25 protein-coding genes are annotated in these 26,822 nt (G+C 72.7%); 15 read left to right on the top strand and 10 right to left on the bottom strand.

Annotation, left to right across the window (positions count from 1 at the left end; genetic code table 11):
• Positions 1-10: 10 nt before the first annotated feature.
• The 5 genes from ABZU32_RS10055 (at position 11) to glgX (ending at position 5,619) form a co-directional block, all read left to right on the top strand.
• The gene (locus tag ABZU32_RS10055) at positions 11-1,000 is read left to right on the top strand and encodes an ABC transporter substrate-binding protein (RefSeq protein ID WP_354919723.1); all 990 of its coding nucleotides are present in this window, start codon (positions 11-13) and stop codon (positions 998-1,000) included.
• The gene (locus ABZU32_RS10050; protein WP_354919721.1) at positions 997-1,884 is read left to right on the top strand and encodes an ABC transporter permease; all 888 of its coding nucleotides are present in this window, start codon (positions 997-999) and stop codon (positions 1,882-1,884) included. Before ABZU32_RS10055 ends, ABZU32_RS10050 begins: the two co-directional genes overlap by 4 nt.
• Positions 1,881-2,648: an ABC transporter ATP-binding protein gene (locus tag ABZU32_RS10045; protein ID WP_354838893.1), complete on the top strand. Its 768-nt coding sequence runs from the start codon at positions 1,881-1,883 to the stop codon at positions 2,646-2,648. Before ABZU32_RS10050 ends, ABZU32_RS10045 begins: the two co-directional genes overlap by 4 nt.
• Positions 2,649-2,691: 43 nt before the next feature.
• Positions 2,692-3,120 (top strand): OsmC family peroxiredoxin, encoded by a 429-nt coding sequence (locus tag ABZU32_RS10040; RefSeq protein WP_354919718.1) that lies wholly within the window; start codon positions 2,692-2,694, stop codon positions 3,118-3,120.
• Between the two features lie 375 nt (positions 3,121-3,495).
• Complete coding sequence (gene glgX, locus ABZU32_RS10035) at positions 3,496-5,619, top strand: glycogen debranching protein GlgX (RefSeq protein WP_354919715.1); 2,124 nt, start codon at positions 3,496-3,498, stop codon at positions 5,617-5,619.
• 34 nt (positions 5,620-5,653) lie between these two features.
• Here the strand turns inward: glgX and ABZU32_RS10030 are convergent, their stop codons facing one another.
• On the bottom strand, positions 5,654-6,061 hold the full coding sequence (locus ABZU32_RS10030; RefSeq protein WP_354919712.1) for a hypothetical protein: 408 nt from the start codon (positions 6,059-6,061) through the stop codon (positions 5,654-5,656).
• 157 nt (positions 6,062-6,218) lie between these two features.
• Between ABZU32_RS10030 and ABZU32_RS10025 the strand changes: the two genes are divergently transcribed.
• Positions 6,219-6,941 carry a pyrimidine reductase family protein gene (locus ABZU32_RS10025; RefSeq protein ID WP_354838881.1) on the top strand — a complete coding sequence of 241 codons (723 nt, stop codon included), beginning with the start codon at positions 6,219-6,221 and terminating at the stop codon, positions 6,939-6,941.
• Positions 6,942-7,000: 59 nt separating this feature from the next.
• Entirely contained in the window at positions 7,001-8,071 is a 1,071-nt protein-coding gene (locus tag ABZU32_RS10020; protein ID WP_354919770.1) for an ATP-dependent DNA ligase, read from the top strand.
• Here ABZU32_RS10020 and ABZU32_RS10015 read toward each other — a convergent pair.
• The gene (locus ABZU32_RS10015) at positions 8,041-8,835 is read right to left on the bottom strand and encodes a BTAD domain-containing putative transcriptional regulator (protein ID WP_354919710.1); all 795 of its coding nucleotides are present in this window, start codon (positions 8,833-8,835) and stop codon (positions 8,041-8,043) included. The two genes, ABZU32_RS10020 and ABZU32_RS10015, sit on opposite strands and share 31 nt — an antisense overlap.
• A gap of 191 nt (positions 8,836-9,026) precedes the next feature.
• Positions 9,027-9,845, bottom strand: a complete 819-nt coding sequence (locus tag ABZU32_RS10010; protein WP_354919707.1) for an alpha/beta fold hydrolase — start codon at positions 9,843-9,845, stop codon at positions 9,027-9,029.
• Positions 9,846-9,908: 63 nt separating this feature from the next.
• Here ABZU32_RS10010 and ABZU32_RS10005 point away from each other — a divergent pair, with 63 nt between their 5' ends.
• The 3 genes from ABZU32_RS10005 to ABZU32_RS09995 all read left to right on the top strand — a co-directional run bounded on the left by ABZU32_RS10005 (position 9,909) and on the right by ABZU32_RS09995 (position 13,282).
• Positions 9,909-10,451 carry a PadR family transcriptional regulator gene (locus tag ABZU32_RS10005; protein WP_354919704.1) on the top strand — a complete coding sequence of 181 codons (543 nt, stop codon included), beginning with the start codon at positions 9,909-9,911 and terminating at the stop codon, positions 10,449-10,451.
• Between the two features lie 248 nt (positions 10,452-10,699).
• Positions 10,700-11,860 carry a PfkB family carbohydrate kinase gene (locus tag ABZU32_RS10000; RefSeq protein ID WP_354919701.1) on the top strand — a complete coding sequence of 387 codons (1,161 nt, stop codon included), beginning with the start codon at positions 10,700-10,702 and terminating at the stop codon, positions 11,858-11,860.
• Positions 11,861-12,007: 147 nt separating this feature from the next.
• Positions 12,008-13,282, top strand: a complete 1,275-nt coding sequence (locus ABZU32_RS09995) for a C39 family peptidase (protein WP_354919698.1) — start codon at positions 12,008-12,010, stop codon at positions 13,280-13,282.
• Positions 13,283-13,492: 210 nt separating this feature from the next.
• Here the strand turns inward: ABZU32_RS09995 and ligD are convergent, their stop codons facing one another.
• Positions 13,493-14,512 carry a non-homologous end-joining DNA ligase gene (gene ligD, locus ABZU32_RS09990; protein WP_354919695.1) on the bottom strand — a complete coding sequence of 340 codons (1,020 nt, stop codon included), beginning with the start codon at positions 14,510-14,512 and terminating at the stop codon, positions 13,493-13,495.
• A 129-nt stretch (positions 14,513-14,641) separates the two neighbouring features.
• On the opposite strand from ligD, the gene msrB reads away from it, so the two are divergent.
• Positions 14,642-15,046 carry a peptide-methionine (R)-S-oxide reductase MsrB gene (gene msrB, locus ABZU32_RS09985; RefSeq protein WP_354919692.1) on the top strand — a complete coding sequence of 135 codons (405 nt, stop codon included), beginning with the start codon at positions 14,642-14,644 and terminating at the stop codon, positions 15,044-15,046.
• Positions 15,047-15,333: 287 nt separating this feature from the next.
• Here the strand turns inward: msrB and ABZU32_RS09980 are convergent, their stop codons facing one another.
• The 3 genes from ABZU32_RS09980 to hemG form a co-directional block, all read right to left on the bottom strand.
• The gene (locus ABZU32_RS09980) at positions 15,334-15,867 is read right to left on the bottom strand and encodes a hypothetical protein (protein ID WP_354919689.1); all 534 of its coding nucleotides are present in this window, start codon (positions 15,865-15,867) and stop codon (positions 15,334-15,336) included.
• A 230-nt stretch (positions 15,868-16,097) separates the two neighbouring features.
• A complete protein-coding gene (hemQ, locus tag ABZU32_RS09975; protein WP_354919686.1) occupies positions 16,098-16,799 on the bottom strand; it encodes a hydrogen peroxide-dependent heme synthase in 702 nt (233 codons plus the stop codon).
• A 45-nt stretch (positions 16,800-16,844) separates the two neighbouring features.
• Complete coding sequence (hemG, locus tag ABZU32_RS09970) at positions 16,845-18,293, bottom strand: protoporphyrinogen oxidase (protein WP_354919682.1); 1,449 nt, start codon at positions 18,291-18,293, stop codon at positions 16,845-16,847.
• Between the two features lie 128 nt (positions 18,294-18,421).
• Here hemG and ABZU32_RS09965 point away from each other — a divergent pair, with 128 nt between their 5' ends.
• Entirely contained in the window at positions 18,422-19,588 is a 1,167-nt protein-coding gene (locus ABZU32_RS09965) for a DUF4349 domain-containing protein (RefSeq protein WP_354919679.1), read from the top strand.
• 246 nt (positions 19,589-19,834) lie between these two features.
• On the opposite strand, the gene hemE is transcribed toward ABZU32_RS09965, so the two are convergent.
• Positions 19,835-20,872, bottom strand: a complete 1,038-nt coding sequence (gene hemE, locus ABZU32_RS09960) for a uroporphyrinogen decarboxylase (RefSeq protein WP_354919676.1) — start codon at positions 20,870-20,872, stop codon at positions 19,835-19,837.
• 817 nt (positions 20,873-21,689) lie between these two features.
• Here hemE and ABZU32_RS09955 point away from each other — a divergent pair.
• Positions 21,690-22,292: a DUF3000 domain-containing protein gene (locus tag ABZU32_RS09955; RefSeq protein WP_354838845.1), complete on the top strand. Its 603-nt coding sequence runs from the start codon at positions 21,690-21,692 to the stop codon at positions 22,290-22,292.
• Positions 22,289-23,536, top strand: coding sequence for an HRDC domain-containing protein (locus tag ABZU32_RS09950; protein WP_354919673.1), 1,248 nt, complete (start codon positions 22,289-22,291; stop codon positions 23,534-23,536). Before ABZU32_RS09955 ends, ABZU32_RS09950 begins: the two co-directional genes overlap by 4 nt.
• Positions 23,537-23,596: 60 nt before the next feature.
• On the opposite strand, the gene ABZU32_RS09945 is transcribed toward ABZU32_RS09950, so the two are convergent.
• Both ABZU32_RS09945 and ABZU32_RS09940 read right to left on the bottom strand, forming a co-directional pair.
• Positions 23,597-24,658 carry a LacI family DNA-binding transcriptional regulator gene (locus tag ABZU32_RS09945; RefSeq protein WP_354919670.1) on the bottom strand — a complete coding sequence of 354 codons (1,062 nt, stop codon included), beginning with the start codon at positions 24,656-24,658 and terminating at the stop codon, positions 23,597-23,599.
• Positions 24,659-24,839: 181 nt separating this feature from the next.
• Positions 24,840-25,457 carry a TetR/AcrR family transcriptional regulator gene (locus ABZU32_RS09940; RefSeq protein WP_354919667.1) on the bottom strand — a complete coding sequence of 206 codons (618 nt, stop codon included), beginning with the start codon at positions 25,455-25,457 and terminating at the stop codon, positions 24,840-24,842.
• A 90-nt stretch (positions 25,458-25,547) separates the two neighbouring features.
• Here ABZU32_RS09940 and ABZU32_RS09935 point away from each other — a divergent pair, with 90 nt between their 5' ends.
• Positions 25,548-26,774 (top strand): alpha/beta fold hydrolase, encoded by a 1,227-nt coding sequence (locus ABZU32_RS09935; RefSeq protein ID WP_354919664.1) that lies wholly within the window; start codon positions 25,548-25,550, stop codon positions 26,772-26,774.
• The last annotated feature ends 48 nt before the right edge of the window (positions 26,775-26,822 follow it).

The raw sequence follows: 26,822 nt of genomic DNA, 5'->3' as shown, positions 1-26,822 counted from the left end.
GGAGCCTTCGATGCTCCGACGCCTCATCCTGCCCGCCGCCGTCGTCCTGGTGCTGGGCACCGCGTGCGCCGCGGCGCCGGACTCCGCGCGGCCGGCCGACCCCGGGGGCGCCCCGGCGGTCAGGCTCGGGTTCAGCGCCTGGCCCGGCTGGTTCCCCTGGCAGGTCGCCGAAGAGAAGGGGCTGTTCGCCAAGAACGGCGTCACGGTGGAGCTGAAGTACTTCGACAGCTACACCGACAGTCTCAATGCCCTGGCGACCGGCAACATCGACGCCAACAGCCAGACGCTGAACGACACCCTGGCCTCGGTCGCGGGCGGCGCCAAGGAGACCGTCGTGCTGGTCAACGACAACTCCACCGGCAACGACCAGATCATCGCCAAGCAGGGCGTGAAATCCCTGGCCGACCTCAAGGGCGCGACCGTGGCGGCCGAGCAGGGCACCGTGGACCACTATCTGCTGCTGCTCGCCCTGCGCAAGGCCGGCCTGACCGAGGCGCAGGTGAAGTTCCAGCCGCTGCCGACCGACGCGGCCGCCGCCGCGTTCGTCGCCGGCCGGGTGGACGCGGTCGGCGTCTTCGCCCCCTTCACCACCACCGCGCTCAAGCGGCCCGGCAGCAGCGCGATCACCAGCTCCGCGGACTTCCCCGGCGCCATCCCCGACCACCTGGTGGTCACCAGGGACCTGCTGGCCAAGAACGACAAGGCCGTGCAGGCGCTGGTGAAGACCTGGTTCGACACCATCGCCTGGATCGGCGCGAACCGGGCCGAGGCCGTGCAGATCATGGCCGGGCGCGCCGGCGTGAGCGCCGCCGACTACGAGACCTACGACAAGGGCACGACGATCTTCACGCTGGAGCAGAACCGGGCGGCGTTCGCCGGCGAGCTGCCCGCCCGGGCCAAGAAGATCTCCGAGTTCCTTGTCTCCAGCAAGCTGGTCGACGCCGCTCCCCCGCTGGACGGGCTGCTGGAGCCCCGGTTCGTCCAGGCGGTGCAGCCGTGACCCGGGCCTCCGCCCCCGCCGGGGCCCCGATGTCGCGGCCCGCCGGCGCCGCCGGCCCGCTCGAGCCGTCCCTCGCGCCGGGCGCCGTGCCGGGCGGGCGCGGACGGCGGGTGCGGCTGCTGTCCAGCGCCGTCTCGCCCCGGGCGGCCTGGGTGCTGCGCGCCCTTTCCGTGCTGCTCCCGCTCGCCGCCTGGCAGGCGGTCAGCATGAGCGGCCTGACCGACCCCACCTTCCTGCCCTCGCCCGCCGCCGTCCTCGCGGCCGGCCGCGAGATGGCGGTCCGCGGCGAGCTGTGGTCCGACCTCGCCGCGAGTCTCGGCCGCGTCGGCCTCGGTTTCGCGCTCGCGGTGCTCATCTCGGTGCCGCTCGGCTTCGCGATGGGCGCGCTGCCGTGGGCGCAGGCGCTGGCCGAGCCGTTGATCGGCCTGCTGCGCTACCTGCCCGCCTCGGCCTTCATCCCCCTGTTGATCATCTGGCTGGGCATCGGCGAGGCGTCCAAGGTCGCGCTGCTGGTGCTGGGGGTGGTCTTCTTCAACACGCTGATGACGGCCGACGTCGTCCGGCAGGTGCCCCGGCGGCTGCTGGAGGTCTCCGCGACGCTCGGCGCGCGCCGTCTCAGGGTCGCCTTCCGCGTGGTGTTCCCCTACGCGCTGCCCGGCGTCATCGACGCGATGCGGGTCAACGCGGCGGCGGCGTGGAACTTCGTGGTCGTGGCCGAGCTGATCGCGGCCACCTCCGGGCTCGGGTACCGCGTCATCCGCGCGCAGCGGTTCCTGCAGACCGACCGGATCTTCGCGATCCTCGTGGTGATCGGCCTGATCGGCCTGGCCATCGACGTCCTGCTCCGGCTGTTGCGCGCACGGGTCGGGAGGTGGGCCGCGTGACGCTGCGCCTTGAGTCGGTCGGCAAGGAGTTCGCGCCCGGGCGGCCGGTGCTGGCCGATCTCGACCTCACCGTCGCGCCCGGGGAGTTCGTCTGCGTGGTGGGAGCCAGCGGGTCGGGCAAGTCGACGCTGCTCTCGCTGATCGCCGGACTGACCCGCCCGACGTCCGGCCGGGTGCTGCTGGACGGCGAGGAGGTCACCGGGCCGGGCCCCGAGCGCGGCCTGGTGTTCCAGACGGCGTCGTTGTATCCATGGCGCAGCGTCGCGCGCAACGTCGCGTTCGGGCTGGAGTCGCTGGGGCTGCCGCGCGCACTGCGCGAGGAGCGGGTGGGCCGGCTGCTGGCGGAGGTCGGGCTGTCCCACCTGGCCGGCGCGCTGCCCGGGAGGCTGTCGGGCGGGCAGCAGCAGCGCGTGGCGATCGCCCGGGCCCTCGCCTGCTCTCCGCGCGTGCTGCTGCTGGACGAGCCGTTCGGGGCGCTGGACGTGCAGACCAAGGAGGACATGCAGCTGTTCGTCCGCCAGATGTGGCAGGAGGAGCCGACCACCGTGATCATGGTCACCCACGACGTCGAGGAGGCGGTCTTCCTCGGCCGGAGGGTGCTGGTGCTGTCCTGCGACCCCGGCCGGATCGCCCGCGACCTCACAGTCGGGCTGCCCGCCGAGCGGCCGCTCACCGTGAAGCGGTCGCCCGCGTTCCTGGCGCTGCGCGCCGAGGTGGAGGACTTGGTCCGAGCCGAGCACCGCGCGCACCAGGCGCGCGTGTAGGTTCGGGCATGTAACCATCTCAGCGTTGAAAGGGAAGATCGCCATGGCGACCACACGTACCGCGACGACGCAGTGGAAGGGCGCGCTGCTCGACGGCTACGGCTCCGTCTCCCTCAACACCTCCGGCGTTGGAACCTTCGACGTCACCTGGGCCTCGCGCTCACAGGAGGCGGGCGGCAAGACCAGCCCCGAGGAGCTGATCGCGGCCGCGCACTCCTCCTGCTTCTCCATGGCGCTGTCGCACGCGCTCGCCCAGGCGGGCACGCCGCCGCAGGAGCTGGAGACCAGGGCCGATGTGACCTTCCAGCCGGGCGAGGGCATCACCGGCATCGTGCTGTCGGTGCGGGCGCAGGTGCCGGGCATCTCCGCGGAGGACTTCCAGACCGCGGCCGAGACCGCCAAGGCCAACTGCCCGGTGAGCAAGGCGCTGGCCGGCACCACCATCTCGCTCAACGCCGAGCTGGTCGCCTGACCGGACGGCCCACGGCCCCCGCGCGACGGCCGCGCGGGGGCCTCGCCATGTCCCGGCATGTCCGGCATCCGTTTTCAACGTAAAGTAAACCTTTACAGCGGACATGTCCACATTTGACCGATTTGCAGTATGTTGATGGAGCTTCCGGCGGCACCCTCACCACCGTCGGCCGCCAGCCCCCCATGTGGCCGGAAAGATCTGGTAAATCAGACGCGCGGCCCTAAAATCGACGGTAGAGCCGGAACGCAAGCATCCAGGTCTGCGGCGGCGGAGCCCCCGGACGAGAGGAGATCACGGGAGCCCGGATCACGACAGAGCAACGAGCCGCGCGATCAAGCTGCACCGCGAAACGTTCCACGACCACAATGAGGCTACATGCGTGAGGTCTGGCCTGGTGAGCCGTACCCTCTGGGCGCCACCTGGGATGGCGTGGGTACGAGCTTCTCGCTCTTCTCCGAAGTCGCCGAGCGGGTCGAGCTCTGCCTTTTCGACGACGCCGGTCAGGAGAGCCGCGTCGACCTGCCCGAGGTCGACGGCTTCGTCTGGCACGGCTACCTGCCCGGCATCATGCCCGGCCAGCGGTACGGCTACCGCGTGCACGGGCCCTACGACCCGGCCGCCGGGCACCGCTGCGAGCCGAGCAAGCTGCTGCTCGACCCCTACGCCAAGGCGATCGAGGGCGAGGTCCGCTGGGACCAGTCGCTGTACGCCTACCAGTTCACCGACCCGTCCCGGCGCAACACCGACGACAGCGGGCCGTACATGCCGAAGAACGTGGTGGTCAACCCGTTCTTCGACTGGGGCGACGACCGCCCGCCGCGCACCCCGTACCACGAGACGGTGATCTACGAGGCGCACGTGCGCGGGCTCACCATGCGCCACCCCGACGTGCCCCGCGAGCAGCGCGGCACCTACGCCGGCCTGGCACACCCCTCGGTGATCGACCACCTGGTGAGCCTCGGCGTGACGGCCGTCGAGCTGATGCCGGTGCACCAGTTCGTGCCCGAGCACGCGATGGTGGCGCGCGGCCTGACCAACTACTGGGGCTACAACACCATCGCCTTCCTGGCCCCGCACAACGCCTACTCGAGCGCGGGCCAGCGCGGCGAGCAGGTGCTGGAGTTCAAGGGGATGGTCAAGGCCCTGCACGAGGCCGGCATCGAGGTCATCCTCGACGTGGTCTACAACCACACCGCCGAGGGCGACCACATGGGCCCCACGCTGGCCTACCGCGGCATCGACAACGCCTCCTACTACCGGCTGCTGGACTCCGACCGTCGCCTGCTGCTCGACTACACCGGCTGCGGCAACTCCCTGAACGTCCGCTCGCCCCACGCGCTGCAGCTCATCATGGACTCGCTGCGCTACTGGGTCATGGAGATGCACGTCGACGGCTTCCGCTTCGACCTGGCCGCCGCGCTGGCCCGCGAGCTGCACGACGTGGACCGCCTGTCGGCCTTCTTCGACCTGATCCAGCAGGACCCGGTGATCTCCCAGGTCAAGCTCATCGCCGAGCCGTGGGACGTCGGTCCGGGCGGCTACCAGGTGGGCAACTTCCCGCCCCTGTGGACCGAGTGGAACGGCAAGTACCGCGACAGCGTGCGCGATTTCTGGCGGGGCAGCCCGTCGGGGCTGCCCGAGTTCGCCTCGCGCCTGGCCGGCTCCTCCGACCTGTACGCGAACAGCGGACGCCGCCCGGTCGCCTCCATCAACTTCGTCACCTGCCATGACGGCTTCAGCCTGACCGATCTGGTCTCCTACGACCACAAGCACAACGAGGCCAACGCCGAGAACAACCGCGACGGCACCGACGACAACCGCTCCTGGAACTGCGGGGCCGAGGGGCCGGTCGAGGACCCCGCGATCGTCCGGCTGCGCCGCCGCCAGCGCCGCAACCTGCTGACCACGCTGTTCGTGTCGCAGGGCGTGCCCATGCTGCTGCACGGCGACGAGATCGGCCGCACGCAGCTCGGCAACAACAACGCCTACTGCCAGGACAACGAGGTGTCCTGGGTCGACTGGTCGCTGCTGCGGTCAGAGCCCGAGCTCCTCGACTTCGTCCGCGCCCTCGCCACGTTCCGCAAGCGGCATCCGGTGTTCCGGCGCCGGCGGTTCTTCCTTGGCCGGGTGCCCGAGGGCGACGTCCGCGACATCGTGTGGCTGACGCCGTCGGGCAAGGAGATGACCTCGGGCGACTGGCACAGCGGCTTCGGCAAGGCGATGGCGGTGTTCCTCAACGGCGAGGCGATCAGCGAGCCGGGGCCGCGGGGCGAGCGCATCAGCGACGACTCCTTCCTGCTGCTGGTCAACGCCCACCACGAGAACATCACCTTCGCCCTGCCCGGCGGCGAGTTCGGCCCCGGCTGGCGGCCCGTCCTGGACACCGCCGAAGAGCGCGTCGACCTGCGCACCCCCTCCCACGCCCTGCACCTGCCCGGCGCCCTGGTCGCCGTCACCAGCCGGTCCATGCAGATCCTGCGCGCCACCGCCGGCTCCTGACCGCCGGGGGCGGCGCCGCCCGTCCGGGGCGCGCCTAGAGCGTCGCGGCGGTGAGCAGCACCAGCACGAAGGTCGCCAGCGCCGCGAGGCCGTGCAGGAGCACGGCGATGACGGGAAAACGCTGTTCGGCGCCCTTGGCGTGCCGCCCGCCGCCGATCCAGCGGGTGAACATGGTGAAGCCGAGCAGCAGGGCCGCGCACAGCAGGCTCAGCGACAGCCACAGGTAGCCATGACGCCCGCTGACCAGGAAGCCCAGCCACGAGGCCAGCGAGCAGACTCCCAAGGCGGGGTGCAGGAAGACCAAAGTGGCCGGGAACCGGGTCACCTTGGTCTTCTGCTGGCGCAGCCCTCCCCCGGTCAGCCACAGGCACAGGAGATAGACCCCCAGGCCTGCCGCCACCACCCACATCGCCACCGCCGCCAGCCGCACCAGGCCCTCCATTCGCCGCCGCGTGTTCCTCCTCCCCTACATCTGAGCCCGGCGGCGTAACGCTACGCATCCCATGTCTCACAAATGGCTATATGTGGCGAGCTATTGCTCCGGCGACCTTGCCGCCCCCTCCGCGACCCGGCGTTCCCCTTGTGCCAAGGTAGGAAGCGTGCGACGCATCCTTCCCAGCCCCGCGGACGACGTCGATCTCGCCCACGCCTACGCCTATCCCCGGTCCGGGTGCCTGCGCCTGAACATGGTGGCCGGCGCCGACGGCGGCGCCTGGCTCAAAGGCGTGTCGGAGGGCCTGTCAGGCAAGGGCGACCGGCGCCTGTTCGGCGTGCTGCGCGGCCTGGCCGACGTGGTGCTCGCCGGCGCCGCCACCGTGCGCACCGAGGCCTACGGGCCGGCCCGCCCGCGCCCGTCCTGGCGCGAGCTGCGGGTCGGACGGCCGCTCTCCCCGCCCATCGCCGTGATCACCCGGCGCCTGGACCTCGACCTGGCCAGTCCGCTGTTCACCGAGGCCGAGCCGTACGCCAGGACGATCGTGATCACCACCGAGCGCGCGCCCAAGGACCGCCGCGACGAGGCCGCACGGCACGCCGAGGTGATCGTGGCCGGCGACGAGCGGGTCGACATGTCCCTCGCCGTGGCCTCGCTGCGCGAGCGCGGCCTCGGCCGCATCCTGTGCGAGGGCGGGCCGAGGATCAACGGGCAGCTCGCGGCGGCCGGACTGGTGGACGAGCTGTGCCTGACCGTCAGCCCGGTTCTGACCGGCGGCGACTCCGCGCGCATCCTCAACGGGCCCGCCTCCCACGTGCCCCTGCGCCTCGCGCACGTCCTCACGGAAGAAGACTTCCTGTTCTGCAGGTACACCCGGGAGCCGAAATGACCCTCCCCGAACAGCCGAGCCGTCCCGGCCGTCCCGCCCCGCCGGAGCCGCCGCCCGACATGGACCTGCCGGTGCCGCCGCCGGTGGCGCCGATGCTCGCCAAGGCCGTCAAGGCCCTGCCCGCGCAGGACGGCACCCTGCTGTACGAGCCGAAGTGGGACGGCTTCCGCTGCATCGTGTTCCGCGACGGCGACACCGTCTACCTGGGCAGCCGCAACGAGCGGCCGTTCAACCGCTACTTCCCCGAGCTCATCGAGGCGGCGCGGCGCGAGCTGCCCGAGCGCTGCGTCGTCGACGGCGAGATCGTCCTGCGGCAGGGCCAGATCCTCGACTTCGACGCGCTGCAGCAGCGCATCCACCCGGCCGCCTCGCGGGTCAAGCTGCTCGCCGAGCGCACGCCCGCCTCGTTCGTCGCCTTCGACCTGCTCGCGATCGGCGGCGACAGCCTGATGGACACCCCGTTCGGTGAGCGCCGCGCCCGGCTCGCCGAGGCCCTGGCCGGCGCGGGCGACCGCGTCCGGCTCACCCCCGTCACCGCCAGCGACCAGCGCGCGGGCGAGTGGTTCGAGATGTTCGAGGGCGCCGGACTGGACGGCATCGTGGTCAAGCGCACCGACCAGCCCTACGAGCCCGACCGGCGCACGATGTTCAAGGTCAAGCACGAGCGCACGGCCGACTGCGTCGTCGCCGGCTACCGCGAGCACAAGTCGGGCCCGGTCGTCGGGTCTCTGCTGCTCGGCCTGTACGACGAGGCCGGTGTGCTGCACCACGTGGGGGTGTCGGCGTCGTTCCCGATGAAGCGCCGCGCCGAGCTGATCGAGGAGCTCAAGCCCTACCTGCTGGAGGACCTGGGCGGGCATCCGTGGAGTTCGTGGACGTCGCAGGACGAGAACACCGCCCAGCGCATGCCCGGGGCGATCTCCCGGTGGAGCGCGGGCAAGAACCTCGCGTTCGTCCCGCTGGATCCCCGGCTGGTGGTCGAGGTCGCCTACGACCACATGGAGGGCAACCGGTTCCGGCACACCGCCCAGTTCCGGCGCTGGCGCACCGACCGCACCCCCGAGTCGTGCACCTATGCCCAGCTCGAGACCCCGGTCGGCTACAACCTGGACGACATCCTGGCCCGCTGATCGGCCGGCCGGAGCGGATGACCGCGCCCCTCACCGCTGGGCGACGCGCGCAGGCCGGCGACCAGGTCGGCGACCAGCGGGGTCGGGCGCAGGCCGAGCTCGCAGGACAGCAGGCGCTCGTAGCGCTCGAAGACGCGCAGGGCCTCCGCCTGGTTGCCCTCGGCCAGGTGAGCGCGAATCAGCGCCGCGTGGGCGCTCTCGCGCAGGGGCTCGGCGCGCACGGCCGTCCCCGCGGCGGCGACGGCGTCGGCGAACCTGCCGGCCTCGACGAAGTCGTCGGCGAGGGCCTCCAGGGCGTGCAGGCGCAGTTGGTGCCACTCCTCGGCCTCGCGGACCACCCAGTCGTCGTACCAGCCGGGCAGCAGGTCCACCGACAGGGCCTCCACGGCGGCGGCGCTGAGGTCCGCGCCGGCCGGCCGCCCGCCCGGGTCCAGGACGCGCCGGGCCAGGGCGCGCGCCTCGCCGATGTCGACGCCGGCGGCCGGGCTCAGCCGCACCTCGGTGGAGCCGATGTCCAGGACCAGCCGGCCCGCGGCCTCCAGGCGCGCCAGCGCGGAGCGCAGGCTGGCCTGCGCCCGCCGTTCCGGCCGGTCGGGCCACAGCGTGCCCGCCAGCAGCGTGCGGGGCACCGCCTGACCGCAGAGGGCGGTGAACGACACCAGGCGCTCGGTGCCACCCGAGACCGTCACCTGTTCCCCTCCGGCCAGGAGGCGGAAGCCTCCCAGAAGATCGACCCGCAGCGCGGGCCGCTCGCCGCTCCCCATAGTTCTGCTGCCTCCCACGTGGAAAGCGAGTCGTCTGGTAAGCAGCCCTCCCGTCGCCGTCCCTCCCGGCTATGTACCCGGCATGTACGCATTTGTCCCGTTCTCCGGACGCTCCGGCGCGCTATTTCCACCCGCCCACCGGTCACCCTGCGTCCCGGCGGGCGCCCCTGGCCGGCGGCCGTCCGGCCGGGTCAGGTCCCGTGCCGGTTCACGAACGCCATGATCATGTCGAGCACCTGGGGCCCGTGCGGGGTCTCGAAGAGCGATGAGGCGTGCGCCGACTCGTCCGGGACGACGACGACCTGCCGGTCGGGCGCCAGGACGGCCGCGTCGTCGGACTCGCGCATGCGCTTGGCGCGGTCGCCGTCGTAGACGCCGGCGATCTGCAGCAACGGGACCCTCAGGCGGGCCGCCTCCTCGGGAAGCGGCGGGCCCGCCAGGGCGACCACGGCCGCGACGCGGTCCCCGAGCTTCAGCGCCGCGCTCACCGACAGCGTGCCGCCCATCGAGCCGCCGGCCAGGACGATGCGCCCGACACCGCGCTCCTTGTCCAGCCGCCTGGCCATGTCCACGATGTTGTCCTCGGGAATGGCCTCCAGATCGCGGGCGTAGAGCAGCACGCGGTAGCCGGCCGAGACCAGCCGGTCGGCGAGTGGCCGCCAGGTGCAGGCGTTGCCGCCGCGCTCGTAGGAGATCACCACTCCGGTGGCGCCCTTGCCCATGACGACGCCGGGCAACTTCTCCTTGCCGTAGGTGAAGATCTTCCCGTCGTCCCTGGTGTAGCACCCCGACAGGTTCGGCCCCTTGGGGAGCGGGCGCTTCGGGGACGGGGAGAGCGTGGGAGCGGGCGCCGCCGACGGCGTGGCGGCGGGCGTCCCGGACGCCGATGGACCGGCGCTCGCGCCCCGCCCACCCGCGGCCGTCGCACCGGTCGCGCCCGTCTCGCCCGTCTCGCCCCCGCACGCGCTCAGCGCCATGACCACTGCCGCCAGCCCGACGATCGCTCGCATGACCACCACCATCTCGCTCTATGTCTGAACTGACATAGTGCCGCACACTACACTCGGGGTGCGATGCCATCAACACTTGGTTTCGCGATCCTGGCCGCGCTCGCCAAGGACGCGAGGACCGGCTACGAGCTCACCGCCGTCATGAACCGCCCGGTGGGCTACTTCTGGACGGCCCGCCACAGCCAGATCCACACCGACCTGCAGAAGCTGCTCGCCGACGGCCTGGTGCGGTTCGAGGCCGAGCACGGGCCCGGGCCGCAGGGCAAGAAGGTCTACCACCTGACCCCCGAGGGCCGGGCGGCGCTGCGCGACTGGGTCACCGAGCCGCCGCGCGCCCGCACCGAGCGTGATGAGCTGGTGCTGAAGACCTACGCGTCCTGGCTCGCCGACCCCGCCGAGATGGCCGAGCTGTTCCGCGCCCAGCTCCTGCTGCACGAGGAGCGCATCGCCCAGTACGAAGGGCAGCGGGCGGGGTTCGCGGGCGTCCCCGACCCCGGCGATCCGACCTTCGGCAACTACGCGGCCCTGTGGTGCGGCCTGAGCTACGAACGCCACCGCGCCGAATGGTGCCGCTGGATGATCGGGCGGCTGGACCCGTCCGCCTGACGCCGCGCGGCGCCGCCCGAGAACCGAGCGGCCCTGCCGGTCCGCCCGACGCCGCGCGGCGCCGCCAGGGCGGGCCGGGCCGGCGCCTGACCCGCCGGGGCGGCGGGCATCCTCACCGGGTGCTTCAGGGCCGCGACCTGCGGGAACGGCGAGCCGCACGGGCGGGCACCGGCTTGATCACCCTTGATCTGGGTGGGCGAAACATGCGAGAGTGCGCACATCTTCGCACGTCGAGGGGGAGCACCACCGTGTCAGTCCAGGCATACGATCCGCTAGCCGACCAACGCGGCCCGGAGGGGCCCGAGTTCGACGTGTTCACGGCGGGCACCGTCTTCCTCGACATCGTCTTCACCGGCCTGCAGGCCATGCCGGCCGCCGGCACCGAGGTGTGGGCCGAGGGCATGGGGTCGTGCCCGGGCGGCATCGCCAACCTCGCCATCGCCTCCAGCCGGCTCGGGCTGCGCACCTCGATGGCCGCCGCGTTCGGCGACGACGACTACGCCGACTTCAACTGGCGCATCCTGTCGGAGCAGGAGTCGGTCGACCTGTCGCGCTCGCGCCGGTTCCAGCGGTGGCACTCCCCCGTGACCGTCTCGATGGCCGTCAACCGCGACCGCAGCATGGTCACCCACGGCCACCCCGCGCCCATGCCGCCGACGCAGATGATCGGCCGCCCGCCCCGCTCGCGGGCCGTCATCGCGCCGCTGTCGCTGGAGGAGCCGCTCGGCGACGACGAGGCGTGCACCTGGGCCGACCTCGCGCGCAAGGACGGCGCGCTGATCTTCGCCGACGTCGGCTGGGACCCCTCGGAGACCTGGTCGGCCTCGGTGCTCGACCAGTTGTCGGTCTGCCACGCCTTCATGCCCAACGCCGTCGAGGCCATGGCGTACACCGGCACCGAGACCCCGCGCGAGGCGCTGTACGCCATCGCCGACCGGGTGCCGCTCGCGGTGGTGACCGACGGGGCCAACGGCGCGATGGCCATCGACTCCACCACCGGCGAGGAGGCCTACGCTCCGGCGCTGCGGGTGACCGCGCTCGACCCGACGGGCGCGGGCGACGTCTTCGGGGCCGGCCTGGTGCTCGGCACGCTGTCGGGCTGGCCGCTGGCCGACCGCCTGTCCTTCGCCGGGGTCTGCTCGGCCCTCGCCGTGCAGCAGTTCGGCGGTTCGCTCGCCGCCCCCGGCTGGGGGGACATCGCCGACTGGTGGCACGACGTGCGGGCCGCCGCCGCCAGTGGCCACAGCGGCGCCTACATCGACTCGCTGGCCCGCCGGTACGCCTTCCTGGACAAGCTCGTGCCCGCCGTCCCGGTGGGCGCCGTTCGCCGCGCCGCCGCCACGATGTCGCGGCACGCCGACGTGGCCGCCGGCGCGGCCGTGACGACCCCTCCGGTCGAGAGCGAGTGAGACCCCGGCGGCCCTGATGCGGCACGCCGGCGCCGGCGATGTGGCCAGGACGTCACCTTTGTCTACTCATACGTAAACCATCCGATGCGAGCGGCGGTCAAAGGATCTACCGTCGGCGGCCAACCGACCGACAGGCAAGGTGAGCCCATGCGCGTGCTGACCAGGTTCCTCTCCACCCTCCTTAGCACATCCCTGTCCGCCGTCCTTTTCACCGCGGGTTCCGCGAGCCCCGCCATGGCCGGGAGCGGGCCCGCCCCCGCCGCGGTGGACGTGACCTACCAGCGAGCCTCCTTCCACCAGGGCAGGGCCGAGGGCGTCGCCCCCGGCAGGACGCTGTCCTTCGCCCGCCCCGTGGGGACCACCGTCTACACCGACGCCCTGGGCACCAAGACGTGGGAGTACGCCCGGTGGACCGGCACGGAGCGGCAGATCGGCTTCGCCGCCACCGAGGCCGTCGCCTCGTGGAACGCCGACGTCCCCGCCGGGAGCTGGCTGCAGGTCGAGATGCGCGGCCGTAACTCCACCGGCCAGACCAAGTGGTACGTGCTCGGGCGCTGGTCCTACGCCGAGGGCGACATCCTGCGCACCTCGGTGCCGAGCCAGGGCGACGACAACGGCTACGTCTCCGTGGACACCTTCGTCGCCGCCGACGACCGGCCGATCACGAGCTACCAGCTTCGCCTCACGCTGTACCGCACGCCGGGCTCCCACGTGGTGCCGAAGGTGCGGGCGCTCGGCGCGATGGCCTCGGCCGCGCCCGACCGCGCCACCGTGCCGGTCAGCCCCGGCGGCGCCGCCTGGGGCGTCGAGCTGAACGTGCCGCGCCGCTCGCAGAACGTCCACGCCGGCCACTACCCCGAGTGGGACGGCGGCGGGGAGGCCTGGTGCAGCCCGACCTCCACCACCATGGTCCTCGGCTACTGGGGCAAGTGGCCGAGCGCGCAGGACACCGCCTGGGTGGACCCCGCCGACCCCGACCCCGAGGTCGACTACGCCGCCCGGTACACCTACGACCACGACTACGAGGGCGCCGGCAACTGGCCGTTCAACACCGCCTACGCCGGCCGGTACGGCATGGAGGGGTTCGTCACCCGGCTGCGCTCGCTCACCGAGATGGAGCGCCTGATCGCCGCGGGCATCCCCGTCGTGACCTCCCAGTCGTTCAAGAAGGAGGAGCTGCCCGGCGCCGGGTACAGCACCAACGGCCACCTCATGGTGATCATCGGCTTCACCGCGACCGGTGACGTGATCGCCAACGACCCTGCCTCGCCGAACGACGACGCGGTGCGCCACGTCTATCCGAGGGCGAACTTCGAGAACGTTTGGCTGCGCGGCTCCAGCAGCCGCGGCGTGGTCTACGTCATCCACCCGCCGAACCGGCCGCTGCCCCCCACCACCCCGGGCCTGCCCGCCAACTGGTGACCCGCCCGGGCCTCACAGCTCGGGCCTCACAGCTCGGGCCTCACAGCTCGGGCCTCACAACTCGGGCCTCACAACTCGGGCCTCACAGCTCGGGCCTCACAGCTCGGGCCTCACAACTCGGGCCTCACAACTCGGGCCTCACAACTCGGGCCTCATGCTCCGGCCGCCGTCCCTTCCGGACGGCGGCCGGCCGCGTGCGGGCGCGGCGGATCAGCCCGCCCCGGGCCGCTCCCCCTCGGGCCTCGCCTTGCTGGGCTGGACGCGCTTGGGCTCGCCGGGCATCTTGGGGTAGTTGGGCGGGTAGGGCATGTCGCCGCGCTCGTCCTTGGCGTACCACTCGAGCAGCGGCTCGATGGAGAAGGCCCGGTCGTCGATCTCGGCGTGCACGTCGCCGAGCTCGGCGAAGCGCGGGGGGACGGTGCGGATGTCGAAGTCGCGCGGATCGACCTGCGCCAGCTCCTCCCAGGTGACCGGCGTCGAGACCGGGGCGTGCGGCCTGGCCCGGACGGAGTAGGCGCTGGCGATGGTGCGGTCGCGGGCGTTCTGGTTGTAGTCGATGAAGACCTTCTCGCCGCGCTCCTCCTTCCACCAGGCCGTGGTGGTGAGGTCGGGACGGCGGCGCTCGACCTCGCGGGCGAGGGCGATGGCGCTCTGGCGCACCTCGGTGAACGACCAGTGGCGCTCGATGCGCACGTTGATGTGGATGCCGCGCGTGCCGGAGGTCTTGGGGAAGCCGCGCATGCCGAGCTCGTCGAGGACCTCCCGCACGGCGAACGCCGTCGCCCGGGCGTCCTCGAAGCCGGTGCCCGGCTGGGGGTCGAGGTCGATGCGCAGCTCGTCGGGGCGCTCGACGTCGTCGGCGCGGGTGGGCCAGGGGTGGAAGTCGATGGTGCCGAGGTTGGCGCAGTAGGCGATGGCGGCGACCTCGGTCACCCGCAGAGCGTCGGCGCTGCGCCCGCTCGGGAAGCGCACCGTGACGGTCTGCAGCCAGTCGGGGTGCCGGGGCGGGACGCGCTTCTGGTAGATGGCCTCGGTCAGCACGCCGTCGGGGTGGCGCTTGAGGTAGGTGGGCCGGTCTCTGAGCGCGCGCAGGGCGCCCTCGCCGACCGACACGTAGTATTCGACCAGCTCGCGCTTGGTCGCACCAATGTCAGGGAAGTAGACCTTGTCCGGGTTGGTGACCTTGACGGTCCGGCCCCCGACGTTGAGCTCGATGAACGGCGACGCCATGCCTTCGACCGTACCCCGCGCCACCGACAGGAACCGGGGCGGGCGGGCGCGCCCCGAGGGCCGCTGACGAAGTGCTTACGTCCTCGGTCCGCGCGATCCCCATCGCCGGAGCCCGCATAGGCTTGGGGCATGGAAAAGGTGGTCAAGAGCGAGGCCGATTGGCGCGTCCAGCTGTCCCCCGAGGAGTTCCGCGTACTGCGTCAGGCGGGCACCGAGCGCCCGTGGACCGGCGAGTACGTCGACACCAAGGCCGAGGGGGTCTACTCCTGCCGCGCCTGCGGAGCCGAGCTGTTCCGTTCCGACACCAAGTTCGACTCGCACTGCGGGTGGCCGTCGTTCTTCGAGCCGTCGGAGTCCGAGGCCGTCACCCTGATCGAGGACCACTCTCTGGGCATGTCACGGGTCGAGGTCCGCTGCGCCCGCTGCGACTCCCACCTCGGGCACGTCTTCCACGGCGAGGGGTACGCGACGCCCACCGACGACCGCTACTGCATCAACTCCGTGTCCCTGCGGCTGGTCCCCGCCGACTCCTGACCGATCGCCGGCTCCCGCGACTCGTCGCATATGCCCGCATTCGTCACGGAATGCCAGCGGAATGTCACCGTCAGCGAGTGGTCATGCCGCCGTACGGGTAGACCCATCCCGGGCTCACGCCTTCGCGCGGGCCCGGGTCGGGGTTCGTGCGGGAGCCGTGTGCACCTTCGTCACAGGTGGGAGACGATCGAGACCATCGGCCAGGTGGTCACACAGCGCTGCGCGGTCTGCGGCCGGACGCGCGTGCGGGTGCGGCGGCCTCCGCCCCCGGGCAGAGCGGACACCGCTCAGTCCGGAGCGGGATGGGTGAGCCGGCACGACTTGTCGCCCGCGCCGATGATGTTGGCCAGCACCGGGTTGCCGTTCTGACCGAACTCCGCCTGCACGAAGACCACGGGGTGCTCGTCCCCGACCTCCTGCACGAGGTACTCCAGCCCGCGCTTGCACAGGTCGATCGCCGGCTTGGAGTCGTGCGCCGACTCCGGCAGGTCGGTGTAGATGCGCAGGTACTTCCCGACGGTCCTGATGTCGGTGATGCGCTTGATCGCCTTGTCGTCCACCCAGCGCTGCTTGAAGTAGCTCACCGCCTTGGCGTCGGTGTGCTCGGAGGGACCCGACGCCGTCTTGGCCGGGTCGCGGGCCTTCTTGGCCTTGGCTCCGGCGGCCCTGGCCTGGGAGCCGCCACCGGACTCCACCGGCGCGGGGGGAGGCGCCGCCGCCACCCGCGGCGGGGGCGGCGCCAGGCCGGCGACGGCCTGGCCGCCGTCCGGCCGCAGGAACACCGCACCGACCGCCAGGGCCCCCACCGTGACGGCGGCCAACCCTAAGAAACCCTCGAGAACGCGCGCACGGCGGGCCTTGCGCCGCCGGTGCCCCCCTCGCCTGGACCGTGCCAGACTCTTGCCCCTGGTCACCCTCTGCCTCACTTCGACACGGGAATCCCCACGAGTATGCCAAAGATCGCATCCTCGCGGCGGTTGTTCCCCAAAAGTAACAGATGTGTCCTTTGAGGCTTGAGTGACAGATGTCGCGATTGTCCGGCTATGCAGGCTTATGGGAGGGCGGTCAGCAGCTCTCCGACCGGCTTGCGGGTGCCGGTGTAGAAGGGCACCTCCAGGCGGGTGTGCCGCCGGGCGTCGGAGGCCCGCAGGGCGCGCATCAGATCGACGATGCGGTGCAACTCGTCGGCCTCGAAGGCGAGGATCCACTCGTAGTCGTTCAGCGCGAACGACGAGACGGTGTTGGCCCGCACGTCGGGGTACCCCCGGGCGAGCGCGCCGTGCTCGGCGAGCATCCTGCGGCGCTCGGCGTCCTCCAGCAGGTACCACTCCAGCGAGCGCACGAACGGGTAGACGCAGACGTAGCCGCGCGCCTCCTCCTCGGCCAGGAACGCCGGGATGTGCGACTTGTTGAACTCGGCGGGCCGGTGCAGGGCCATCGCCGACCACACCGGCTCGCTGGCCCGGCCCAGGGACGTCCTGCGGAACCGCCCGTAGACCTCCTGGAGGTCCTCGGCGGTGGGCGCGTGCCACCAGAACATGTAGTCGGCGTCGGCGCGGAACCCGGCCACCTCGTAGGCGCCGCGGGTCACCACGTCCTTCTCGGCGGCCTGGGCGAACAGGGCCTCGACCTCGTGCGCCAGATCCTGCCGCTCACCGGGCAGCTCCTCGCGCACCCGGAAGACCGACCACATGGTGTAGCGGATCACCTCGTTGAGATCGCGCGCCTTGGGCCGCGTCCGCTCCTCACTCACAAGTCCACGCTCGCTTCCGTCGAATGCTCTGACCGGCGCGGCACCTCAGCGGGTGCCGGCCGCCGGCTGGTCCTCACGCCATTCTCCCCCGCGCTCCTCCCGCAGGTGCGCGAGGATGCTCGCCGCCGCCGCGCGCGCGGAGGCGACGCAGGCGGGGATGCCCACCCCGTCGTAGGCCGCGCCGCACACGGCCAGGCCCGGCTGGACGGCCACGGCGGCGCGGATGCGCGCCACGCGGTCGAGGTGGCCCACCTCGTACTGCGGCAGTGCGCCGCCCCAGCGGGTCACCCGGGTGTCGAGCGGCAGCCCGCGAACGCCCATGACCTCGGCCATCTCGGTCATGGCCAGGGCGACCAGCTCGCCGTCGTCGCGCTGCAGGACGGCCTCCTCGCCCAACCGGCCGATGGAGCAGCGCAGCACCAGCACGCCGGGATCGGCCTCGGCCAGATGGGGCCACTTGACCGTGCTGAAGGTCACGGCCTTGACGGCCCGGCCCTCGACCGGCGGCACCAGGTAGCCGCTGCCGGAGGGCTGCTCGGGGAAGGCCGCGCGCGGATAGGCCAGGGTGACGATCGCCATGCTGGCGTACTCCACCCGCGACAGCTCGGCGGCGGCCTTGGGCACCTCGCCGGACAGCAGCCGGCCGGCCGCCGGCGCGGGCACCGCGAGGATCACCGCGTCGGCCTCGACGATCTCGGGGGCGCGCGCCGGGCCGGTCACCAGGCGCCAACCGGCGCGCGTGCGGCTCAGCTCGCGCACCATGACGCCGGTGCGCACCTCGGCGCCGGACGCCGCGGCGACCGCCTCGGGCAGGCCGCCCATGCCGCCTCTCAGTGTCGTGAACACCGGGCCGGCGTCCTTGGGGGCCTTCGCGGCGATGGCGCGGGCCGCCTGGAGCAGGGAGCGCTCGGTGCGGGCCGCCGTGGCGACGGCGGGCATGGTGGCGTCCAGCGAGAGCATCTCGGCGCGCCCGGCGTAGACGCCGCCGAGCAGCGGCTCGACCAGGCGGTCGAGGACCTCTCCGCCCATGCGGGCCCGGATGTAGGCGGCCACCGAGACGTCGGAGGTGATCAGGGTCGCGGGCAGCACCTGGTCGAACGGCACCCGGACCAGGCCGCCGGGCGACAGGACCCCGGAGCGGGCCAGCTCGGCGAGGTCGGAGGGAACGCCCATGACCTGCCCCTTGGGCATCGGCCGCAGCGCTCCCCTGCTGTAGATGGACGCTCCCACAGAGGCGGGATGGACCAGATCGCCGCCGGCGCCGGCCATGCGCGCCAGCTCCTTGCCCTCCGGACGCCGGGCCAGCATGGCCTCCGCGCCCTCGTCCACCGGGAAGCCCGCGACCTGCGAGGCGTGCAGCTTGCCGCCGATGCGCGAGGCGCCTTCGAGCACGGTGACCGCAACGTCGCCGTCCTCCTGGCGGAGGTGCAAGGCCGCGGCCAGCCCCGCGATGCCCCCGCCGACGACCACGACGTGCCGCCGAGTAGGTTCCATGCCCCCAGACGTTACCCTCCGGCACCGCCGGTGCGGGCCGCGGCTCCGGCGGGCCCCTTGTCGAGACCGTGACGGCATTGTGACGCGGCACGTCAAACCCGCCGAGAGGCCGCGTCGTCAACCATGACATGAGCAGATTACGATGCCGCCCGGCCCTCGCGGCGGCCCTGGCGGCGGCGGCCATCGCCCTGTCGGGCTGCGGGGGCTCGGGCTCCTCGACGGACGCGGCCGGCGCACCGGCGGTCGCACCCGTTCAGAGGGACGAAGGCGTGGCCGGCCAGGCCGGCGACTCCACGAAGGTGGCGCCGCAGAAGGCGGCCCCCACTCCCGACGCGCCCCAGGCCGGCCCGCGGGCGATCGTGTACACGGGCGAGATGACGGTGCGGGTGAAGGACGTCACCGCGGCCTCCGACACCGCCAAGCGGATCGTCGCCGGCGCCGGGGGCCGGCTGGACGGCGAGCAGGCGGCCGCCCTGGCGCGCCAGGACACCTCGACCCTGGTGTTCAAGATCCCGCCGGACCACTACGCGACGGTGACCGACCGGCTCGGCAGAGAACTGGGCACCCGCGTGTCGCTGCGCCTGTCCACCGAGGACGTCACCGAGGAGATCGCCGACGTCGGCAGCCGCGTGAAGTCGGCCAAGGCGGGCCTGGACCAGCTCCGCTCTCTGCTGAAGAAGGCGAAGAACGTCTCGGAGGTGCTCAAGGTCGAGCGGGAGATCTCCGGCCGCGAGGCCGACCTGGAAGCCCTGCAGGCGCGCCAGCGCAGCCTCGCCACGCGCGTCGCCGACGGCACGCTCACCCTGCACGTGGAGGGGCCGGTGCGCCGGGAGCCCCTGGTGCACCGGCCGAAGCCCCAGCCGCCGAACTTCTTCACCGGCCTGCGGTCGGGGTGGACGACGCTCAAGCAGACGGTGCGGGTCGGCCTCGCGGTCTTCGGAGCGCTGCTGCCGTGGCTGGCGGTGCTCGCCGTGCTGTGGGCGGCGTACGTCGGCGCCCGCCGGGGGATCAGGGCGCTGCGCCGGGGGCGCGGCGGCGATGACGGCCCCGGCGTGGCCGTCCCGCCCACGCCCCACCCCGGCGCGCCGCCGGAGCACACCCTCCCCGGGAACCCGTCGCCCGAGTCCCAGAACTCCCCGGAGAGACCGGAGCCCCCGGCCCTCTCTGAGACGCCGGAGACCCGGGAGACGCCGGAGGGTGAGGCCCCGCTCGCCGACCGCCCTGTATGGCCCTTCTCCGGCCCCGCCGGCCAGGGACACCCTCCGCACTCCGGCGAGCCCGGCCGGCCTGAATAGTGCGGTGACCCGCGAACGTGCACCGGTCACCCGCCGCACGACGGCGCCGGACCCGCCGCTCTGCGACTCGCCGCCTCGGCGCCGCAGGAAGGTCCAGCCGAGGCGGGGAGAGCGCCAAAGGCTCGAGGACGCGGTCACCGGGCCCAGGGCTCGAGGACGCGGTCACCAGGCCCAGGGCTCGAGGACGCGGTCACCAGGCCCAGGGCTCGAGGACGCGGTCACCGGGCCCGGCGCTCGGGGACGCGGTCAGCGGGTTGAGGCTTCGTGGACGAGGTCGGTGAGGCGGGTGAGTTGGTCGGGGTCGGTCGTGGGGAGCACGCCGTGGCCGAGGTTGAACACGTGGCCGGCCGCCGCCCGCCCCCGCGCGAGGATGTCGCGGGCGCGCCGCTCGACGACCTCGAAGGGGGCGAACAGGATGGCCGGATCGAGGTTGCCCTGCAGGGCCTTGCCCTCGCCGACCCGGCGCGCGGCCTCGTCCAGGGGGACGCGCCAGTCGACGCCGACCACGTCCGCGCCGGCCTCGCCGAGCAACCCGAGCAGCTCTCCGGTGCCCACGCCGAAGTGGATGCGCGGAACGTCGAGGTCGGCCAGGCCGGCGAAGATGCGGCTGGTGTAGGGCAGGACGAACTCGCGGTAGTCGTCGGGGGCCACCGCGCCGACCCAGGAGTCGAACAGCTGGAGGGCCGAGGCGCCGGCGTCCGCCTGGACCCGCAGGTAGGCCAGCGTGATCTGGGTGAGGCGGTCCATGAGCGCGTGCCACAGCGCCGGCTCGCCGTACATCATGGCCTTGGTGTGGTCGTGGTTCTTGGACGGGCCGCCCTCGATGAGGTAGGACGCCAGCGTGAAGGGGGCTCCGGCGAAGCCGATGAGCGGCGTGGGGCCGAGCTCCTTGGTCAGCGCGCCGATGGCCTCGGTGACGTAGGACACGTCGCCGGGCGACAGGTCGCGCAGCGCGGCGACCGCGGCGGCGTCCCTGATCGGGGCGGCGACGACGGGGCCGACGCCGGGCTGGATGTCCAGGTCGACGCCGATGGCCTTGAGCGGCACGACGATGTCGCTGAAGAAGATCGCCGCGTCCACGCCGTAGCGCCGCACGGGCTGCATCGTGATCTCCACGATGAGGTCGGGCGTGGCGCAGGCCGTGAGCATGGGCACATCGGCGCGCACGGCGCGGTACTCCGGCAGCGCGCGCCCCGCCTGACGCATGTACCAGACGGGCGTGTGCGGCACGGGCAGACCTCTGCACGCGCGGATGAACGGGGACTCGGCGGTCTCGGGATTCACCTGACCAGAGTGCCACGCCGGTCACGTGGTCGGAGCATCGCCCGGCCGGGGGAACAGGGGGGCCGCGCCGCGCGGAAGGGGGCCGGCGGCCGACCGCAGGGGCCACGCGGCCGTCGGAGGGGCCACGCGGCCGTTGAAGGCGGCGTCGGCGGGCCCGGCGGAAACAAGTCCGCCGCCTTCCTGGAGGGCGACGGCAAAGTTTGCCGCGAAAAAGTTACCTACCAGGCCGATGTCCGGTCATGGTGAACGACGTGGCGATCCGTACAATATGTCTGGTTCAGTAGGGGCAGTCTGCGGCCCGGACGGCCGCCGACCGCGCCAATCAGCGGCCAAGCGCAGGTACAGTACGTCTCACGCGAGGTTCGTGATCATGTCACGGCTGGTTCAAATGCTCGCCAAATCACCGCGCGGCGCTGATTCGGTGACCACTTTCGGGACACGCCGAGCGCGTTGCGGGGAAATGTCGCCGTGACGTGTCAACGTCGGACCAGCCCTCGAGTTCACGGACAAGGCGCGCGCGGGGATGCGCCGGCCAGGCGGCGGCGCGCGCTCCTGTCCGTGCGAGCACTCGATCTTGGGACCCGACGAAAGGCCCGCGATGACCGCGATGTGGAGTTCCTCCGAGCACCGCACTGTGCATTGTGCGCTCCGTGCCGGCGAGCAGGGGTTCGAGGAGCAACCCCGCCACCACCTGCGCCACGACCGGGTCTCCATGGAGCGTGGCGGCGCACCGGTGATGACGGCTTGATCACCTTCGGTGTCCTCCGCGCATACCCCCCTGCTTCCGGCCCCGCCCGCTCCGTCCTACGCTGCCATCATGACCATCGGTGACGCGCCACCGGCCCCCGCCGCATTCCGGCGGGCGCTGGAAAGCCTGCGTCCCACCGAGGTCAGGCCCGAGATCGAGCTGGAGGACATCCCCGCCCCCCAGCGGCTGGCCCCCTACTCCGGCGCGGTCGGCGCCTCGGTCTACCGCGACGACGACGAGCTCGCGGTCGGCCGGCTGATCATGCTGTTCGACCCCGACGGCCAGCGCGGGTGGGACGGCCCCTTCCGCCTGGTCGCCTACGTGCGCGCCGACATGGAGCCGGAGATCACCTCCGACCCGATGCTCGGCCCGGTGGCGTGGAGCTGGCTGACCGAGTCCCTGGACTCCCACCAGGCGCGGTACGCCGCCGCCGGCGGCACCGTCACCCGCGCGGTGTCGGAGGGCTTCGGCAACAAGGCCGACGACCCGGTCACCACCGAGCTGGAGCTGCGGGCCTCGTGGTCCCCCCTGGAGGAGGACCTGTCGGCCCACGTCGCCGCCTGGTGCGACCTCATCTGCCTCGCCGCGGGCATCCCACCCCTGCCACCTGACGTCGCGGCCCTGCAGCCGCGGACCGCGCGTCGCGAAGACCCGGAGTCCTTCAGGACGTGACCGACGAAGAGATCATCCCCGCATCCGAGATAGTGCCGCTTCTGGAGCCCCGCGAGGGAATCCCGCCGGTCATCGAGGACCCCGCCGCGCTCGCCGCGGCCGTACAGGCGTTCGCCCAGGGCACCGGCCCGGTCGCCGTCGACGCCGAGCGCGCCTCCGGCTACCGCTACAGCGGCCGCGCCTACCTGGTCCAGCTGCGCCGCGCCGGGGCCGGCAGCGCGCTGATCGACCCCATCTCCTGCCCCGACCTGTCGCGGCTGGACGCCGCGCTGGACGGCGCCGAGATCGTGCTGCACGCCGCCACGCAGGACCTCGCGTGCCTGGCCGAGCTGGGCCTGGTCCCCCGCAGGCTCTTCGACACCGAACTGGCCGGGCGGCTGCTCGGCTACGAGCGCGTCGGCCTCGGCACGATGGTGGAGAACGTCCTCGGCCTGCGCCTGGAGAAGGGCCACTCGGCGGCCGACTGGTCCCACCGTCCGCTGCCCGAGGACTGGCTGCGCTACGCCGTGCTGGACGTCGAGGTGCTCATCGAGCTGCGGGACATGCTCTACGCGGAGCTGGAGAGCAGCGGCAAGCTGCCCTGGGCGCAGGAGGAGTTCGCCGCGATCCTCGCCGCTCCCCCGGCGCCGCCGCGCGTCGACCCGTGGCGGCGCACGTCGGGCATCCACCGGGTGCGCTCGCTGCGCGGCCTGGCGGTGGTGCGTGAGCTGTGGACGCTGCGCGACGAGCTCGCGCGGGAGGCCGACCTGGCCCCGGGCCGGGTGCTGCCCGACTCGGCCATCGTCACCGCCGCGCTCGAGCAGCCGCGCACGACCAAGGCGCTGACCGAGATCCCCCCGTTCACCGGGCGCAGCGCTCGGCGCCATCTGCGCGACTGGCTGAACGCCATCGGCCGGGCGCGCGTGCTGACCGAGGCGGAGCTGCCGCAGCAGAGCGGCCCCGGCGACGGTCCGCCGCCCGCCAACCGGTGGGCCGACCGCGACCCCGCCGCGGCCAGGCGGCTGGCCGCCGCCCGCACGGCCATCACCGCGCTCGCCGACGCCAACCACATGCCCACGGAGAACCTCCTGCAGCCCGAGGCCGTGCGCCGCCTCACCTGGGAGCCGCCGGACGACCTCGGCGACGACGCGGTGGCCGAGCGGCTGCGCCGGCTCGGCGCGCGCGAGTGGCAGATCGCCCTGACCGCCCACCCGCTGTCCAAGGCGCTGATTCGCCTGGCGGCCAAGGAGGACCTCGGCGGCTGAGCGCCGCCTCTCCGCAAGCCCGCCAAGGGGTCCGCTCGAGCAGGCGGGGTGTGCGCCGCCTCAGGGAGTGACCGGGATGTGCGCCGCCGGGGCCGTGGTGGTCGCGGCCGTGCCCGGGGCGCCCAGCTCGCGGACGCTCTCGCGGAGCACGACCTGCCCGGCCACCGGCTCCACGCGGGGCGCGTCCTCGCTGGAGAGCGCGAGATCAAGGGCCATGGACCCCATGTACGACAGTGGCAGCCGCACGGTGGTCAGCGAGGGGACCACGTCGCGCAGCGTGGGGATGTCGTCGAAGCCGGCCAGGGACAGCTCGCCGGGCACCTCGACGCCGCGCGCGCGGAAGGCGGCCAGCGCCCCCATCGCCATGACGTCGTTCACCGCGAACACGCAGGTGACCTCGGCGCCCATGTCCAGCAGTTCCTCGGCCGCGGCCTGCCCGCCGTCGCGGTCGAACCCGCCGTGCACGACGACGGGCGCGGGCAGGCCGAGCTCCGACAGCCCTTCGAGAAAGCCCAGCGTGCGGTCGGCGGCGGTGAACAGCCGCTTGGGACCGGCCAGCACGGCGAACCGGCGGTGGCCCTGGCCGGCGATCGCGTGGGCCAGCTCGCGGGCGCCCTCGCGGTTGAGCGGGGCCACGGTGTCGGTGCCGAGGAGGTCCTGCCCGATCATGGCGACCCGGCCGCCGGAGGCGCGGTACACCTCCAGCTCGGCGCGCAGCCTGCCGAGCAGGTAGGCGTCGTCGACGCGGGACCCGGTGATCAGGACCGCGCGGGCCCGCTGGGCGTTCAGCGTGGCCACCAGGGCGATCTCGCGCTCGGGGTCGCGGTAGGTGGTGCCGAGGGTCACCACCATGTCGTGCAGGTCGGCCGAGCGGATGGCGCCGTCGGCGATGGCGGCGAAGTAGGGGTCGGTGAGGTCCTGGATGATCACGCCCACGACGTTGCTGGCGCCCCGTGCCAGCGTCTGGGCGGCGGCGTCCACGCGGTAGCCGAGCTTGGCGGCCGAGGACTCGACTCTGACGCGCAGGGCCGCACCGACCTGGCGGCTGCTACCGTTGAGCACCCGCGACGCCGTGGCCAGTGACACCCCCGCGTGCCTGGCGACGTCCTCAAGCGTGATCATGGCGGTCCTCCTCCTGCCTGCCGCCCCTCCCTCAATTGTGCGGCGCTTGGGGAGTGCCCGGTCACACGCTCCGCCGTCCTACCCGGCCATGCACTCCGCGACGTGGAGGAGCGGGTCCTGCCGGTACTGCCGGAACTCGGGCTCGCCCTGGTGCCGTTCGCGCCACCCGGCCACGGCTTCCTCACCCACGGCCGGACCGCATCGGCGGCGGGGCCGCCTTCTGGAGCGGAAGGCCCAGTAGGCGGTCGACCAGCGTGCCGACGTAGTCGGGCGTGAGTGAGCCCATCCCGAACAGGATGCGGATGTACATCGGGGCCAGGAGGTGGTCGAGGATGTCCAGCGTCTCAGGCGGGTGCTCGCCCCGTTCGCGGGCGCGGTCCAGCATGCCCTGGATCTGGCGGGCGCGCTCGGCCAGGAACTCGTCCCGCGCCTTGGCCCCGTTCTCGCCCGCCGTGGAAAGGGCGATGACCAGACGCAGCACCGCGAGCCCGTCGGGGCCGGTGACGTCGCGGGCCACGCCGGCGGCGTAGCTGCGCAGGTCCTGCTCCAGGCTGCCGGTGTCGGGGATGGGGGAGGTGGTGGTGAGCCAGGTGATCGCCACGTCCATGAGCAGCGCCTCCAGCGTGCCCCACCGGCGGTAGACGCTCGTGTCGGCCACGCCTGCGCGGGCGGCGATCTCTCCGACGGTGAAGTTGCCGTAGCCGCGCTCGGCGATGAGGGCGGTGACCGCCTGGTGCACCGCCGTACGGACGCGGGCGCTGCGCCCGCCGGGCCGCCTGGCTCGCTGCTGTTCCACCATGCGCCCACCTTAACGCAGTCCGGACTTGCGTTTATGCGGATCTCTGCCCTACATTCCTTAACGCAGTCAACGCCTGCTTTTGGAGTGATCATGAAGCCGCTGTTCTTTCCTGACGACCACAGCTTCTGGTACGAGACCCTGCGCATCCTCGGCCACATCGCCTACGGCGGAGCCGACTTCGGCGAGGTGGCCGTCACCTGCGAGCGGATCGCCCCAGGCGACTACGAGAGCTGGTACGACGAGTGGCTGGCCACCGCCGACCGCGTGGCGGGCGAGGCTCGGTCCTCACTGACGGCGGGGCACCGCGTCAGCGCCCGCGACGCCTTCCTGCGTGCCTCGAACTACTACCGCGCCGCCGAGTTCTTCCTGCATGGCGACGCCGCCGACCCGCGCATCCGGCACGCCTACGACGCCTCGGTGGCCTGCTTCCGGGGCGCCGCGGCGTTCTTCACCCCGGCCGTCGAGCCGGTCGAGATCCCGTACGGGGGCACCACCCTGCCCGGCTACCTGTACCGGGCCGACGGCACCGGCGCCGCCCGGCCCACCGTCGTGATGCACAACGGGTTCGACGGCACGGTGGAGGAGATGCACTTCTTCGGCGCCGCCGCGGCCGTCGAGCGCGGCTACACGGTGCTCGCCTTCGACGGGCCCGGGCAGCCGGGCACCCGCCATCACCAGGGCATGACGTTCCGCCCGGACTGGGAGAACGTGGTCGGCCTCGTCCTGGACCACGCCGTGACCCTGCCCGAGGTCGATCCCGCCCGCATCGCCCTGCTCGGCGTCAGCATGGGCGGCCTGCTCGCGCCCCGCGCCGCCGCCTTCGACCGGCGCGTCGCCGCCCTCATCGCGCTGGACGGCGTCTACGACCTGGGCGACATCACCACCTCGAGCATCCCCCTGCCGCGTCCCGAGGCCGAGCGCCGCCTGCGTGCGGAGCACGACCCGGAGCTCGACGCCATGATGCGGGCGGCCATGGCGTCCAGCCCCACGCTGCGCTGGGCCATCGAACACGGCATGTACTCCATGGGCGCCGCCAGCCCGCGCGCGTTCGGCGCCTCCTACCTGGACTACCACCTGCGCGACGGCATCGCCGAGAAGATCTCCTGCCCCACCCTGGTCTGCGCCGGAGCCGCCGACGGCTTCTTCGACGGCCAGCCCGAGCAGCTGTACGAGCACCTGATGTGCCGCAAGACGCTCATGACCTTCACCGAGGACGAGGGCGCGGACGCCCACTGCCAGTCCGGGGCCCAGCGCCTGGCCTTCGCCCGCCTCTACGACTGGCTCGACGACACCCTGACCGCCGGCGCTCCCGCCTGAATCCGCACCCCTGACCTCCGGCGTCCTCACCGGCACCCGGCCCCAACC

It is taken from the genome of Sphaerisporangium sp. NPDC005288 (assembly GCF_040607475.1).
In the GTDB taxonomy this organism is placed as follows: Bacteria; Actinomycetota; Actinomycetes; order Streptosporangiales; family Streptosporangiaceae; genus Sphaerisporangium; species Sphaerisporangium rhizosphaerae.
Note: the sequence above shows the minus strand (reverse complement) of the source record. Positions and strands in the feature narration are given on the sequence as shown.

What these genes read in the sequence shown, in the direction of transcription:
- msrB (WP_354919692.1), top strand. Translation starts at nt 14,642, where the DNA reads ATGGAAAAGGTGGTCAAGAGCGAGGCCGATTGGCGCGTCCAGCTGTCC.
- ABZU32_RS10030 (WP_354919712.1), bottom strand. Translation starts at nt 6,061, where the DNA reads ATGGAGGGCCTGGTGCGGCTGGCGGCGGTGGCGATGTGGGTGGTGGCG.
- ABZU32_RS09965 (WP_354919679.1), top strand. Translation starts at nt 18,422, where the DNA reads ATGAGCAGATTACGATGCCGCCCGGCCCTCGCGGCGGCCCTGGCGGCG.
- ABZU32_RS10005 (WP_354919704.1), top strand. Translation starts at nt 9,909, where the DNA reads ATGCCATCAACACTTGGTTTCGCGATCCTGGCCGCGCTCGCCAAGGAC.
- ABZU32_RS09945 (WP_354919670.1), bottom strand. Translation starts at nt 24,658, where the DNA reads ATGATCACGCTTGAGGACGTCGCCAGGCACGCGGGGGTGTCACTGGCC.
- ABZU32_RS09935 (WP_354919664.1), top strand. Translation starts at nt 25,548, where the DNA reads ATGAAGCCGCTGTTCTTTCCTGACGACCACAGCTTCTGGTACGAGACC.
- ligD (WP_354919695.1), bottom strand. Translation starts at nt 14,512, where the DNA reads ATGGCGTCGCCGTTCATCGAGCTCAACGTCGGGGGCCGGACCGTCAAG.
- ABZU32_RS09940 (WP_354919667.1), bottom strand. Translation starts at nt 25,457, where the DNA reads ATGGTGGAACAGCAGCGAGCCAGGCGGCCCGGCGGGCGCAGCGCCCGC.
- glgX (WP_354919715.1), top strand. Translation starts at nt 3,496, where the DNA reads ATGCGTGAGGTCTGGCCTGGTGAGCCGTACCCTCTGGGCGCCACCTGG.
- ABZU32_RS10020 (WP_354919770.1), top strand. Translation starts at nt 7,001, where the DNA reads ATGGACCTGCCGGTGCCGCCGCCGGTGGCGCCGATGCTCGCCAAGGCC.
- ABZU32_RS10055 (WP_354919723.1), top strand. Translation starts at nt 11, where the DNA reads ATGCTCCGACGCCTCATCCTGCCCGCCGCCGTCGTCCTGGTGCTGGGC.
- ABZU32_RS10015 (WP_354919710.1), bottom strand. Translation starts at nt 8,835, where the DNA reads ATGGGGAGCGGCGAGCGGCCCGCGCTGCGGGTCGATCTTCTGGGAGGC.
- ABZU32_RS10040 (WP_354919718.1), top strand. Translation starts at nt 2,692, where the DNA reads ATGGCGACCACACGTACCGCGACGACGCAGTGGAAGGGCGCGCTGCTC.
- ABZU32_RS09955 (WP_354838845.1), top strand. Translation starts at nt 21,690, where the DNA reads ATGACCATCGGTGACGCGCCACCGGCCCCCGCCGCATTCCGGCGGGCG.
- hemG (WP_354919682.1), bottom strand. Translation starts at nt 18,293, where the DNA reads ATGGAACCTACTCGGCGGCACGTCGTGGTCGTCGGCGGGGGCATCGCG.
- ABZU32_RS09995 (WP_354919698.1), top strand. Translation starts at nt 12,008, where the DNA reads ATGCGCGTGCTGACCAGGTTCCTCTCCACCCTCCTTAGCACATCCCTG.
- ABZU32_RS10010 (WP_354919707.1), bottom strand. Translation starts at nt 9,845, where the DNA reads ATGCGAGCGATCGTCGGGCTGGCGGCAGTGGTCATGGCGCTGAGCGCG.